The sequence below is a fragment of the Corynebacterium glyciniphilum AJ 3170 genome, assembly GCF_000626675.1.
GTDB classification, from domain to species: Bacteria; Actinomycetota; Actinomycetes; order Mycobacteriales; family Mycobacteriaceae; genus Corynebacterium; species Corynebacterium glyciniphilum.
Window position 1 is genome coordinate 2,625,583 of sequence record NZ_CP006842.1, and the last position, 13,002, is coordinate 2,638,584.

Genomic DNA, 13,002 nt, shown 5'->3' on the forward strand with positions numbered 1-13,002 from the left:
AGAGAGTTATGTTCACCTCATATGAGGTGAACCTCACTTGCTTCATGCTAGCGTACGTGCTGTCCCGCTCAGCACCCTACGGAACCTCGTCGACATCACGACGGGCAGAACAGGAAATCGTTTCATGGCCCTGACCTCCCCCGTCGCCGCCGACGGCGAATCACTGCGTAGCCACGCCTTCGGAGTCCGCTGGCCGCTACTGCTGCAGGCACCGGAGCGACCACGTATCGCAGACCCGGTTGTCGTCGATGATGCCCCCACCCCGGCACAGTTCACCTGGCGGGTAATCCTGGGCGCGAAGAAGTTCACCCTGCCCGGCGGTGGTCTGCTGATCCTCTCGAATATCGCCGCCGCGGCGCTGCCGGTGATCGCCGGCACAGCCGTGGACCGCGGTATCGCGGCCGGCGACCTGGGCCAACTGCTGCTCTGGACCATCGTACTGGCACTCGACGTAGGGGTGATGTCCCTCACCTTCCGCTTCGGCTCACGTATGGGCTTTTTCGGTATGCAGACCGTGCAACACCGGCTACGCATGCAGGTCACCGAACGACTACTGCACCCGGCAGGAATGAAGGACCGCCGGCTCGGCGGTGCGCTGCTGTCCATAGCCACGGGCGACGTCTTCCGTCTGGCAGCGACGATGCAGTTGGGGATCTACCCCGTCGGCGAGATTGCGGCCATCCTCGCGTCTGCGGTGATCCTGCTGACCATCTCCTGGCCGCTCGGACTCGCCGTACTGATCGGCGGGCCACTGATGCTGTGGCTGATGACGTCAGCCGGACGCCCCCTGCAACGCCGGAGCAGGGAACAGCAGGCCCTCGCCGCCGGTGCGACGGGGCGGGCAACGGACCTGATCACCGGATACCGGGTGATCAAAGGACTGCGTGCAGAAACCGAGGCTTCGGCACGGTACTTCGGTGTGAGTCAACTGGCCATGGACGGCGCCCTGCGTGCCAGGTCGTCCCGGGCGCTCTTCCTCGTGTCGATGAACACCGTCACCGGCGTGTTCATCGCCGCACTGACCGTTTGTGCCGCCTGGTTCGCGTTGACTGGACGTTTGAGCGTCGGAGAACTGGTAGCCGTCGTCGGAGTGACTCAGTTTCTCGTCGGACCTTTGACGATGCTTCCGGCGAACGCAGGCGCCATCTGGGCCACGGGTGTCGCCTCGGCGGAACGTGTGCTGGATCTTCTCCGCGCCCCCGTTGAACACGACGGAGCTTCCGGACCGTCCGTCCAGGCACCGGCGTCTCCGGGAGTGCGGGTCGTGTATGACGGTGCCGACGTCCTCACTGCTGCCCCCGGCGAGTTCGTAGGGGTGCGCACCGGAGGAAGAACAAGTCGCGATCTCATCACACTTCTGGCGGACGGTCGTTCCACCGGCGGCTCCGGGCAGGTTGTCCTGACGGCGTCCCGTTCGGACGACACCGACGCCGCCTCACTGCCGATCGAGGCCTATCGAGCGAGCGTGCTCACTGCTCCGCACGCCGCGGACCTCTTTGACGGCACGATCCGGGAGAACCTCACGCCGGGCCGGACTGACACCGATGTCCTCCTCTACTCGGCGTTGCATGCCGCCGCCTGCGACGACATCGTCGAGTCGCTGCCGGAAGGGGTGGAGACCCGGGTAGGCGAGGGTGGTACGAGTCTGTCCGGCGGGCAGCGTCAACGAGTCGCGTTAGCCCGGGCACTGACGGCAGACCCACCGGTTCTCGTCCTTCACGAGCCCACCACCGCCGTCGACGCGGTCACAGAGAACGCTGTGGCATCCCGTCTCGGAGCCTTCCGCAGTGGGCGCACCACGTTGGTACTCACCGAGTCACCGACCATGCTGGCGAACTGTGACAGGGTGGTGGAACTGTGAGCGGCCCCGAGCGTCTTCCTGTGGCTACAGGGCGTCGGTCCACCGCGGCCGTCTGGCAGGCCCTCTCAGGGCGGCGTGCGTTACTGATCTTCGCTGCCGCCATCTCCGCTGGCGCGGCGGCACTGGAGCTGGTGACCCCTGCGCTGCTCGGCACCATTGTCGACGATATTTCCGACGGCGGTGAGAACCGACCGATATGGCTCTACGGGGGATTGATCGCCGCCGCCGTCATCGCTGCTTCTGCACTGAGCGTCCTCGGGGTGCTCCTGGCGTCGCGCGTGCTGGAGCGACTTCTGGCCACACTGCGTGAACGCCTGGTGACGACTGCTCTGCGCATGCCCCAGGAGAGGGTCGAACGGTCCGGCACCGGCGACCTGGTGTCCCGGGCCAGCGATGACGTGGCCCAGGTCTCCGAGGCGCTGTCCCAGGTCCTGCCGTCCCTGTCTCGGACCGTGTTCACCATCATTCTGACCTTGGGCGGTCTGTTCCTGCTGGACTGGCGTTTCGGACTGACGTTTCTCGCCGCGGTCCCGTTGTACTGGTTTGCTCTGCGGTGGTACGTCAGGCTGGCGCCACCGCTGTACGCCGCCGAACGGGCCGCATTCGGTACCCGCGCCCACCACCTGTTGTCAGCGTTGAAAGGACTGGACACGGTACTGGCCTACCGGCTGTCCGGGTGGCACTCCGTGCGCATCGCACTGTCATCGTGGGCCGTCGCCACCTGGGCATTGCGGGCCCGTACGGTACAGACGATGTTCGCCTGGCGCATCGACCTCGCCTTCGTCGCTGTCCTGAGCACCGTCCTGTTTGTCGGCTACGGACTGGTCGGGGCGGATCTGGTCACCGTTGGTGCGGCCACGACCGCAGTGCTGTACTTCCTGCGGCTCCAAGGCCCACTGCGGGGCCTGATGATCGAGATCGACACGCTGCAGGCGGCTGCGGCCTCGTTGGCCCGCATCATCGGGGTCACCGACCTCGGTTCCACCCGAGACGCCGCGGAAGCTACTGACGCCGCGGAATCGGCTGACGGCCAGCCCGGAGGTCATGTCCGTGTCAACTCCGTGCGGTTCGCCTATCAGGGCGGCACCGATGTCCTCCACGACGTCTCCCTCACCATTCCGGCCGGGCAACGCGTCGCCGTGGTCGGTACGTCCGGTGCCGGAAAGACGACCCTCGCGGCACTCATCGCCGGCATCCACCGGCCGTCCACCGGCACTGTGGACGCTCCCGTCGACACGATGCTGGTCAGCCAGGAGACCCACATCTTCTCCGGGACTCTGCGGGACAATCTCACACTGGCAGCACCCGACGTCGACGATAAGGACCTGGTCACGGCGCTGACTCGTGTCGGCGCCGCGGACCTCCTCGAGGAGCTCACTCTCGGGCTGGATTCCCCGATCGGAGTACAGGGACACCCGCTCACCGCAGCACAGGAACAGCACCTCGCCCTCACCCGACTGCTCATCGCTGACCCTGATCTCGCGATCCTGGACGAAGCCACTGCCGAGGCTGGCTCAGCGCACGCCGCGGTCCTCGATCGCGCCGCCGAGGTCGTACTGCAGGGTCGCACCGGTGTAGTCATCGCCCACCGCCTGTCCCAGGCCGCCGCGTGCGACCGGATCGTACTCATGGAGCAGGGACGCGTCCTCGAGGACGGCAGTCACGACGCACTCGTCGCCGCCGGAGGCCCTTACTCCCGCTTATGGGCAGCCTGGAATGCCAACAGGACGCCGCACACCTGAGCCGGAACGGGCATACCATGGGGTTTTACACCTCATCGTGCACACATACTCCTGAAAGGGGAAGTGCCATGCCCTCACCCACTTCACCGTCGGCGTCACAGTCGCCCTCATCATCCTCTTTCCTCTCGACGCTGCGTCAGCGGGGCGCACAGTTCCTGCTCTGGCGGGGCATCGTCGGCGTCATCATGGGCCTCCTCCTGATCTTCTTCCCTTTCAGCTCAGCTATCGTGATGAGCCTGTTTGTGGGTGCCTGGATGATCGTCGACGGCCTCGTCGCCTCCGGCCAGGCCTTCGACCTCAAGAAGGCTGGAGCACCGTGGGGTTGGACCATGACCGAGGGCATCGTCGCCGTCGTCGCCGGCATCGCGATCCTGCTGATCCCCGGCGTCTTCGCGATCATCAGCTCGTTCTTCATCATCGGCTTCCTGGCCATCGGCCTGGTGATCAGCGGCATCACCCAGCTGAGCGTCCCACAGTCGCTGCGGAACGGCTGGACGGTGGCAGCCGGTGCCATCAACGTGATCTTCGGCATCCTCCTCGGTGTCCTGGCAATCCTCAACCCCGTCGACAACGTATGGACCCTGGCATGGGTCGCCGGGGTGTACGCCCTCATCCTGGGCATCTCCGCGATCGTCATTTCATTCCGTATGCGCAGGTCAGGGAATACGGCGACGTAACGCTCCGCCAGCGCCGTCACAGTAATCCCCATAGGAGTTGTGCGGTCTCCTTACGCAGGTCTACGATCGATCGCCATGATCACCCGTCCTGGGGACACCACTGAGTGTTCTTATGCAGTACCCGGCCCTCACCTCGGTCGGCATCTCCGTGACACCGGCGGAAAGATGCTCCTGTGGCGAGGCGGGTTGAGTGTCGTCGTCGGCCTGGCGCTGCTCCTCTTCCCCATCGAGACCGCGACGGTCGTGGGGTTGGTCATCGGCCTGTGGCTACTCGTCGACGGTTTCAGCACAGTCGGCCTCGCTGTCCAGCAGCGTTCCCATGCCGCCTCCTGCGGATTCACGATGTTCTCCGGTATCGTCACCGCGCTGGCAGGCGTCGCCGTGCTTCTTTTCCCCGTCGCATTCGCCATCGTCGGTGCCATGGCCGTCCTGTGGATCATGGCCCTGGGCCTGGTCCTCACCGGCATCGCGCGCACCGCGTCACGCGCTGGTGGCTGGAGCCTGGCAACCGGCCTGCTCAACATCGTCTTCGGTGTGCTTCTCGGAGGGCTCGCCCTCGCCGAACCAGCCGGCGGTCTCGTCGCCCTGGCATGGATCCTCGGTGTGTATGCGCTGCTGTTCGGTGCACTCTCCATCATCATCGGAATCCGGTTGCGCCGCGCCCACTAGTCCCGGCGTACCGTCGGGGGCATGAGCACCAACGAACGGCACGTACCCCTCTCCCTCATCGACTTCGCCACCGTCTACGACGGTGAAACCTCCCGGGATGCTTTCCTGCGTTCCGTTGGACAGGCCCAGCACGCCGAACGGCTCGGTTACTCCCGAATCTGGTATGCCGAGCACCACAACATGCCGCGGATCGCCTCCAGCGCGCCGGCCGTACTGATCTCCCATATCGCCGCGAAAACCGAGACGATCCGACTGGGTTCCGGTGGCGTGATGCTGCCGAACCACTCTCCGCTGGTCATCGCTGAACAGTACGGCACTCTTGCCGAGCTGTACCCGGACCGCATCGACCTCGGCGTCGGTCGCGCGCCGGGCACGGACCAGCGCACCGTCCTCGCATTGCGCCGCGACCCTCGGTCTGCAGAGTCCTTCCCCCAGGACGTCCAGGAACTCCAGGGCTACCTTGCCGGACGCTCGCGCGTTCCCGGCGTCACTGCCACTCCGGGCACCGACACACACGTCCCGGTCTACATCCTGGGATCATCGCTGTTCGGCGCTCAGCTCGCAGCCAAGCTGGGGCTGCCCTACTCTTTCGCCTCCCACTTCGCGCCGGACGCACTGAAGGAGGCGGTGTCGGTGTACCGGGAGACATACCAGCCGTCGAAGGAACATCCTGACCCGTATGTGATCGCAGCGGTGAATGTGACCGCCGCCGACACCGAGGCTGACGCTGCCACCCAGAATGAGAAGGTGCGCCGCGGACGTGTGGAGTCGATGGCCCTGCGTGGACGGAAGGTCTCCCAGGAAGACCTCGACCTACTGATGTCGTCTCCAGCGGCCGAGCAGATTCTTTCGATGCTGCGGTATTCCGCGGTAGGCACCGGCGAACAGGTCCGCGAATACCTCGAAGGGTTCACAGCCACAGCACAGGCTGACGAGCTCATGGTCGCGATCCAGTCGCCGTCGACGGAGCAGTCGCTGCGAGGGATGGAGATCCTCGCCGACGCCTGGGGGCTGTAGCCGGACGACAGAGCTGTAGTGAATGTAGTGCAGAGAAGTCAAATGAATACCTGCACTACAGAGGCTACTTTCTCTCGGCAACCACCCCCTGGTTTTACCCCCGATACCGATGGGCACCCGACACCAGTCTCCGCGGGGCGAGACTATACCGTGACCTCGGCATAACCACTTCCTGAGAGCCATGGAAGGCGCAGACACCCGCCCGGGTAACCCACCCGAACCTATCTTCTGCTTAGGGTGCACTTTGCTGCATGCGGTTCACCTCGGTTACGCTGCCGCTGAACGAGTTTTGCTCAGCCAGTCCGAGACCGTGCCGTCGGAGCCTTTCTGACGTTGATTCCGGCAGCGCGGCCGCCAAGAAAAAGGAATCCGCCGAAATGCGCATCACCCTCCGTCGCACGTCCAGCCGCGCGCTGGCCGTGTCCATGACCGCCGTACTCTCCATGGGAGCACTCGCCGCCTGCTCGTCCGATGACGACTCGGACAGCGGCAACGGTGACACCCGTACCGTGACCGATGCCCGTGGTGAGGTCGAGATCCCTGCCGAGCCCGAGCGCGTCGCCGCCTTCGATAACCGTATCTTCCAAGTCCTTGAGGACTGGGATATCGATCTGGTGTCCGCGCCAGTCGATCTGATCCCGGATACGATCACGAAGTACCACGACGACACCGAGATCAGGAACACCGGTAACCACAACGAGCCGAACCTCGAGGAACTCGTCGCCTCTGAGCCGGATCTGATCATCACCGGCTACCGCTACGCCAGCTACTACGACGAAATGAAAGACCTCCTCCCGGATGTCCCGGTCATCGATCTGAGTTTCGGTGAAAACTTCGAGAACGAGGACGCTGAGAACGAACTGCCGCTGGAGGAGCGCCTTAAAGACATCACCAGCCTGATCGGTGAGGTCTTCGGGAAGGAGGACGATGCGAATGCCCTCGAATCCGACTTCGACGAGGCCAAGGAGCGCGCTGCCGCCGCCTACAATGCCGATGAGACTGTGATGGGAGTCGTCGTTTCCGGCGGCAACATCAACTACGCTGCCCCGGTGACCGGCCGCTCCGTCGGCCCGGTCTTCGAGATGCTGGGCCTTACCCCAGCACTGGACCAGGACGGTTCCGGCAACCACCAGGGGGACGACATCAGCATCGAGCAGATCGCCGCGTCCAACCCTGACTGGATCCTGGTCCTGGACCGCGACGCCGGCGTGAACTCTGAAGAGGATGCGCAGCCCGCTGCCGAGATCATCGCAGATTCACCTGCGCTGACCAGCGTTCCTGCCGTCGAGAACGACAACATCGTCTACTTCCCCTCGGACTTCTACACCACCGAGGACATCGAAGCCTACACCGAGGTCCTCAACAACATCGCTGACGCCTTCGAGGACCACGACGCAGAGTAGCCCCCACCGCCGGTGCCATGCCGGCACACTCACGCTCGGGCCGTCCGAGCTGAGCAAGCGCCCGGGAACGGAACGGCATGACGAGACGCCGTCTCCTCCCGGGCGTCCCCGTGTCACCGCCCCACAAAAGCGACACTCCGCAGCGAAGGACCCATATGACCGTCGCACCACACTCCGCCGACCATGCGCCGCCATCCCATAACTCGCCACGGGCTACTTCCCGGTGGCACACGACCTGGCCGATCCTCATCGGGCTTGTCTTCACGATTGCCCTGGTGATTGCCTCGCTTTTCATCGGTGTCTACGACATCACCGGTGCCGAGGACGGATGGAACATGTTCGGCATCACCCGTATCCCGCGCACCATCGCTCTCGCGCTCGCTGGTGCGGCAATGGCGATGTGTGGTCTGGTGATGCAGCTGCTGACCCAGAACAAGTTCGTGGAACCCACGACCACCGGTACTACCGAGTGGGCCGGCCTCGGCCTTATCCTGACCATGGTGATGATCCCCGGCGCCAGCATGATGACCCGTATGGTCGGAGCGATCATCTTCGCTTTGGTCGGAACGATCGTGTTCTTCATGTTCCTGCAGCGGGTGACCCTGAAGTCGTCGCTGATCGTCCCCCTGGTGGGGATCATGCTCGGAGCGGTCGTCGGGTCCCTGTCTACATTCGTGGCACTCCGTACGGACATGTTGCAGCAGCTCGGCATCTGGTTCGCCGGCAGCTTCACCGGAGTCGTCCGCGGCCGGTACGAACTCCTGTTTATCGTCTTGGCGGTCACCATCCTGGTATTCATCGTCGCCGACCGCTTCACCGTCGCCGGTCTGGGTAAGGACATCGCCACCAATGTCGGGCTGAACTACCGCACTGTCCTGATGGTCGGCATCATGATGGTAGCTGTGGTCTCTGGTGTAGTCACCGTGGTCATCGGCTCCCTTCCCTCTCTCGGGCTGATCGTGCCGAACATCGTATCGCTGTTCCGAGGTGACAACCTGCGGTCGAATCTGCCGTGGGTATGCATGCTCGGCATATGCATCCTGATCATCTGTGACATCATCGCCCGCACCATCATCATGCCGTTCGAAGTACCTGTCTCCGTGGTTCTCGGTGTGATCGGCGCTGTCGTATTCGTCTTCCTGCTGGTGAGGAGCCGCCGCTATGCCCGATAGTTCCACCGACCGATACGCCGAGCTCAAGAACACCGACCACGACCTCTCTCACGACGATGTCGCCGTGGATGCCGGCACCTCCGATGTCCGTCATGCAAAAAGGCACTCCGGCCCGTTCGCCACCAGGAAAGAACGGACCCGCTACATCATTTTGGTGACCATACTCGGCATCGCTGCGGCAGGATTCACCATGGGCCACCTGAGCTACGGCAATCCGATGGATTTCGGAACCAGCGGTTACTGGAAGATCGCGGGAATGCGCGTCGAATCCCTGGTCGCCATGCTCATCGTCGCGTTCTGCCAGGCATTCGCCACCGTCTCGTTCCACACAGCGACGAATAATCGCATCATCACTCCCTCCATCATGGGTTTCGAGTCACTGTATGTGGTGACGCAGACTGCAGTGATCTTCTTCCTGGGTGTCGGTGGTCTGAACGCCTTCACCGGGACGACCCAGTTCATCTTCCAATCCGCATTGATGATCATCTTCGCCGTCCTCTTGTACAGCTGGCTGCTGTCTGGACGGTTCGGCAATATCCAGATCATGCTGCTAGTCGGTGTGGTGATCGGCGGTGGCCTGGGCTCCCTGTCGACCTTCATGCAACGTCTACTCGATCCCAACGAATTCGATGTCCTGACGGCCCGAAACTTCGGGAACCTCGGCAACGCTGACACCGACAACTTTCCCTTGGTCATCCCCATCGTGGTCGTGGCCTGTACGTTCCTCTACCTCCGCTCACGACGGATGAACGTGGTCGCACTGGGAAAGGACGCCGCCGATAACCTCGGTATCAACCACAAGCGCGAGTTGATGATCCTGTTGTTCCTGGTAGCCGTCCTGATGGCCATGACAACGTCCCTGGTCGGCCCCATGACTTTTCTCGGCTTCCTCGTCGCCACACTCGCCTACCAGTTCACCGACACCTACGATCACCGGCTGATCCTGCCGGTAGCTGTGCTGGTGGGTTATATCGTCATGTCCGGGTCTTACTTCATTATGCGCAACATTTTCTACGCCGAAGGAATGGTCACCATCGTGATCGAGCTTGTCGGCGGCGCGCTGTTCCTCTTCTTCATCATGCGAAAGGGCCGCTTGTGATCTCCATCGACAACGTCTCCAAAACCTACAGCGCCGAAACCACGATCGGACCCGTCTCCCTCGACATCCCGGCCGGTGGCGTCACCGCACTGGTCGGTCCCAACGGCGCCGGCAAGTCGACCTTACTGACCATGATCGGACGGCTACAGAAGCCCGACACCGGAACCATCACCGTCGGCAACATGGACGTCGCCTCTACGCCGTCCGGCGAGGTCGCCAAGCATCTGTCAATTCTGCGACAGGAGAACCACTTCGTCACCCGACTGACCGTCCGCCAGCTCGTCGGGTTCGGGCGCTACCCGTACTCTCACGGACGACTCAACGTCGAGGACGAGAAGTACATTTCCGAGGCCATCGACTTCCTCAACCTCACCGAGTTCGAGAACCGCTACCTCGACCAGCTCTCCGGCGGCCAACGCCAGCGCGCCTATGTCGCCATGGTCCTGGCCCAGAACACCGAGTACGTCCTACTGGACGAACCGCTGAACAACCTGGACATGAAGCACTCCGTCCAGATGATGAAGCAGCTACGCCGTGCCTGCGACGAGCTCGGGCGCACCGTGATCATCGTGCTGCATGACATCAATTTCGCTGCACGCTACGCCGACCATATCTGCGCCATGACCAACGGTGGGGTAAACGTCTTCGGCACCCCGCAGGAGGTTATTCAGGATGATGTACTGACCAGCATCTTCGGCACCGACGTGCAGGTCCTGGAGACCGAGTACGGCCCCTTGGCCAACTACTTCTGAGCCCGACGACCACCATGACCCTCACCACTGAGATCTGGCACAGTCTGATCGGCGTCGCCGTTCTCATGATCATCGCCGTGACAGTGCTCTCTGTCGCGGGTGTCGGCAACCGGTGGAGCATTACGGCAGCGATCGCCCGCGGCACTGTCCAGCTCGCCCTGATCAGTGTGGTGCTATCCGGTGTCATCACCGATTCCCGCTGGGTTGCGCTTGCCCTCGCGGCGATGTTCACTGTTGCTGCGGTCACCAGTACCTACCGCGTCGACTGGTCACTACACCGCTTTCTCGTCGTTACCGGGGCCATGGCTGCCGGGATCACAACAGTGCTCGGTGTGGTCTTCCTGACCGGCGCGATCGAACTCTCGTCCCGATACGCGCTGGCGATTGGCGGCATCATCATCGGTGGAGCCATGTCTACCGCCACGCTGGCCGGGCGCAGACTCGCCCAGGCGACAGAAGAGCGGTGGAACGAAATTGAAGGCTGGCTGGCGCTAGGAGCAACTCCGCGACAGGCCACGCTCGAGATCGCACGATTCTCCATCCGGGAAGCGCTGATCCCCTCCACCGACCAGACGAAGACCACCGGACTGGTCACCTTGCCCGGAGCTTTCGTCGGCGCAATCTTCGGCGGTGTCAGCCCCTTGGATGCCGGACGCTTCCAGATTGTTGTATTGGCGGCGATCATGGCGGCCGGAGCGCTGACCGCCACCATCATCGCTATGAGCCTCGCCCCCGCCCTCCACCGGGCCGTCGGATGAGCGGTAGGTTGGTTGCCATGTCCTCACCTGAGCCTGACACCGTTGCCGCACGATTTCGGACGGCATTCCGCCGCCATCCCACCGGGGTTGCGTTGATCACCGCCCACGTCTCCGACCAGGATGTCGGACTCACGGTGTCCAGCCTCGCGTCGCTGTCGGTCGACCCACTGGCAGTCTCGTTCTCACTGTCGAAGCCCGACGGTAGTGCCGGCGCAATCCTGACGGCGGGGTCGTACCTGATCCACTTCCTCAGTGAAGAACAGGCGGGGATCGCCTATGAGTTCTCACGGTACGAAGGTCGCCGGTTCACTCCCGACCAACAGTGGGCCAGGGCTTCTGGTGGTGAACCGTTGCTGTCGGACGCCCTGGCGGTGATGCGGGCCCGCACCATCGACACACTGCGGGTGGGAGACTCCACCCTCATTGCCGCACAGGTCACGGACGTCACCCGCGGCGCGGACGGCCAGGGTGAGGCCCCGGCCTGCGCCGACGTCGCAGCACCGTCCCCCCTGATGTTCCGGAGCCACCAGTTCTACCGGTTCCCCACCGGCCAACCCCCTTTGTGAGGCCTGCAGGATCGACTACTCGTCGGCGTTACCCGCTGACCACGTCGACCAGGGAATATTCCAGTCGCCGAGTCCGTCGTAGCCCTCGAGCTGACCTCCCCCGGTTCCCTGGACCTCAGCGATATCACCGCGCTTGAGGTTCTCGTAGACCCACTGGGCGTCCTCCACCGAAAGGTTCAGACAACCGTGCGACGTGTTGGTGTTGCCCTGCGCCCACAGCGACCACGGAGCCGCGTGAAAGTAGATCCCCGAGTAGGACATCTGCGTCGCGTACTGCACATCCGTCACATAACCGCCGGCATCCAGTGCAAGACCGTACGTCTGCGAGTCCATGGTCAACGCCTCGAGCTGGTCGCCGATCTGGTAGACGCCCTCGGGTGTCTCATGACCTGGCATACCCATCGATGTGGGCATGGTCTTGACGACCTCACCGTTGCGGGTCACCGTCACCGTCTTCGTCGCATCGTCCGCGACAGCGCGGACATCGTCACCGATGGTGAACGAGGCGGAACGGTCAACCTCGCCGTACATGCCGCCGAGGTCCTTGCCCACCAGGTCAGCGTCGACAGTGACCTCCGTACCGGGCTTCCAGTACTCTTCCGGACGCCACCGCACCTCATTCGAGGTGATCCAGTAGAACGCACCCTCGACCTTGGGCTCCGTGGTCACCTTGATGGCGTCTTCGACGGCCTTGCGGTCAGCGGGTGCCTCATCGAAGCGCAATGCGACGGACTGGCCGACGCCGACCGTGGACCCGTCGAGCGGGGCAAGCGAGGCATTGGTCAGCAGGCCAGGGCTGAACGTGGTGAATGAGGTCGACAACGTCTCGTCGCCGGCCTTCGCTTCCAGGGTGTACGTGCTGGAGTACTCCAGCTTGCCGTCAGTGGCCCATTCAGTCTTACTGTCGTTGAATGACCCCTCAACTTCGGTGCCGTAACCGTCGGTCAGTGTGACGGAGTCAATCCCCTCGTCATCCTGGACCGTAATCGGTTCATCCACCTTGACGTCAGTATCGTCGTCATCGACATTGGCGGTCAGCTCAACGGAATCCTCCCCGTCGTCCGAGGACTCGACGCCCTGTGCCGCCTGTTCGGTGTCCGTGTCACCGTCGTCGTCGATAGTGCAGGCAGCAGTCGTCAGCAGTGCGGTGGCAGCAGTCGCGGCCACGATGGAACGCAGAACCCGGCCGTTGCGGCCGAATCGGAAGTGCATGGTGTCTACAGTCTCTTTCCGCCTCGGATGAGGAGCACCCGCGGCGATGAAATGTTGTGGTGAAATCATGTCGA

General features: G+C 63.3%; 12 protein-coding genes. 11 read left to right on the forward strand and 1 reads right to left on the reverse strand.

The genetic code is table 11. From position 1 onward, the window contains the following. Positions 1-124: 124 nt before the first annotated feature. The 11 genes from CGLY_RS12260 to CGLY_RS12310 all read left to right on the forward strand — a co-directional run bounded on the left by CGLY_RS12260 (position 125) and on the right by CGLY_RS12310 (position 11,716). On the forward strand, positions 125-1,861 hold the full coding sequence (locus CGLY_RS12260; protein WP_052540154.1) for an ABC transporter ATP-binding protein: 1,737 nt from the start codon (positions 125-127) through the stop codon (positions 1,859-1,861). After that, positions 1,858-3,603 (forward strand): ABC transporter ATP-binding protein, encoded by a 1,746-nt coding sequence (locus CGLY_RS12265; RefSeq protein ID WP_038549800.1) that lies wholly within the window; start codon positions 1,858-1,860, stop codon positions 3,601-3,603. The genes CGLY_RS12260 and CGLY_RS12265 overlap by 4 nt, the downstream gene beginning before the upstream one ends. A 68-nt stretch (positions 3,604-3,671) precedes the next feature. Beyond that, positions 3,672-4,280: an HdeD family acid-resistance protein gene (locus tag CGLY_RS12270; RefSeq protein WP_052540155.1), complete on the forward strand. Its 609-nt coding sequence runs from the start codon at positions 3,672-3,674 to the stop codon at positions 4,278-4,280. Between the two features lie 165 nt (positions 4,281-4,445). Continuing rightward, positions 4,446-4,949, forward strand: a complete 504-nt coding sequence (locus tag CGLY_RS12275; RefSeq protein WP_158407395.1) for an HdeD family acid-resistance protein — start codon at positions 4,446-4,448, stop codon at positions 4,947-4,949. 21 nt (positions 4,950-4,970) lie between these two features. Then, positions 4,971-5,966: an LLM class flavin-dependent oxidoreductase gene (locus tag CGLY_RS12280; RefSeq protein WP_038549802.1), complete on the forward strand. Its 996-nt coding sequence runs from the start codon at positions 4,971-4,973 to the stop codon at positions 5,964-5,966. A gap of 377 nt (positions 5,967-6,343) precedes the next feature. After that, positions 6,344-7,369: a siderophore ABC transporter substrate-binding protein gene (locus CGLY_RS12285; protein WP_038549804.1), complete on the forward strand. Its 1,026-nt coding sequence runs from the start codon at positions 6,344-6,346 to the stop codon at positions 7,367-7,369. Positions 7,370-7,524: 155 nt separating this feature from the next. Continuing rightward, entirely contained in the window at positions 7,525-8,541 is a 1,017-nt protein-coding gene (locus CGLY_RS12290) for an ABC transporter permease (RefSeq protein WP_038549806.1), read from the forward strand. Beyond that, positions 8,531-9,640: an iron chelate uptake ABC transporter family permease subunit gene (locus tag CGLY_RS12295; RefSeq protein ID WP_081803911.1), complete on the forward strand. Its 1,110-nt coding sequence runs from the start codon at positions 8,531-8,533 to the stop codon at positions 9,638-9,640. The genes CGLY_RS12290 and CGLY_RS12295 overlap by 11 nt, the downstream gene beginning before the upstream one ends. Next, positions 9,637-10,392, forward strand: a complete 756-nt coding sequence (locus CGLY_RS12300; RefSeq protein ID WP_038549817.1) for an iron ABC transporter ATP-binding protein — start codon at positions 9,637-9,639, stop codon at positions 10,390-10,392. Before CGLY_RS12295 ends, CGLY_RS12300 begins: the two co-directional genes overlap by 4 nt. 14 nt (positions 10,393-10,406) lie before the next feature. Beyond that, positions 10,407-11,150 (forward strand): ABC transporter permease, encoded by a 744-nt coding sequence (locus CGLY_RS12305; protein WP_038549819.1) that lies wholly within the window; start codon positions 10,407-10,409, stop codon positions 11,148-11,150. Between the two features lie 17 nt (positions 11,151-11,167). Further along, positions 11,168-11,716 (forward strand): flavin reductase family protein, encoded by a 549-nt coding sequence (locus tag CGLY_RS12310; RefSeq protein ID WP_038549821.1) that lies wholly within the window; start codon positions 11,168-11,170, stop codon positions 11,714-11,716. A gap of 15 nt (positions 11,717-11,731) precedes the next feature. On the opposite strand, the gene CGLY_RS12315 is transcribed toward CGLY_RS12310, so the two are convergent. Beyond that, positions 11,732-12,928: a L,D-transpeptidase gene (locus CGLY_RS12315; protein ID WP_038549823.1), complete on the reverse strand. Its 1,197-nt coding sequence runs from the start codon at positions 12,926-12,928 to the stop codon at positions 11,732-11,734. Between the last annotated feature and the right edge of the window lie 74 nt (positions 12,929-13,002).

Excerpts from the sequence above, each read along its gene's own strand:
- CGLY_RS12260 (WP_052540154.1), top strand. The coding sequence starts at position 125 with ATGGCCCTGACCTCCCCCGTCGCCGCCGACGGCGAATCACTGCGTAGC.
- CGLY_RS12270 (WP_052540155.1), top strand. The coding sequence starts at position 3,672 with ATGCCCTCACCCACTTCACCGTCGGCGTCACAGTCGCCCTCATCATCC.
- CGLY_RS12275 (WP_158407395.1), top strand. The coding sequence starts at position 4,446 with ATGCTCCTGTGGCGAGGCGGGTTGAGTGTCGTCGTCGGCCTGGCGCTG.
- CGLY_RS12280 (WP_038549802.1), top strand. The coding sequence starts at position 4,971 with ATGAGCACCAACGAACGGCACGTACCCCTCTCCCTCATCGACTTCGCC.
- CGLY_RS12285 (WP_038549804.1), top strand. The coding sequence starts at position 6,344 with ATGCGCATCACCCTCCGTCGCACGTCCAGCCGCGCGCTGGCCGTGTCC.
- CGLY_RS12290 (WP_038549806.1), top strand. The coding sequence starts at position 7,525 with ATGACCGTCGCACCACACTCCGCCGACCATGCGCCGCCATCCCATAAC.
- CGLY_RS12295 (WP_081803911.1), top strand. The coding sequence starts at position 8,531 with ATGCCCGATAGTTCCACCGACCGATACGCCGAGCTCAAGAACACCGAC.
- CGLY_RS12305 (WP_038549819.1), top strand. The coding sequence starts at position 10,407 with ATGACCCTCACCACTGAGATCTGGCACAGTCTGATCGGCGTCGCCGTT.
- CGLY_RS12310 (WP_038549821.1), top strand. The coding sequence starts at position 11,168 with ATGTCCTCACCTGAGCCTGACACCGTTGCCGCACGATTTCGGACGGCA.
- CGLY_RS12315 (WP_038549823.1), bottom strand. The coding sequence starts at position 12,928 with ATGCACTTCCGATTCGGCCGCAACGGCCGGGTTCTGCGTTCCATCGTG.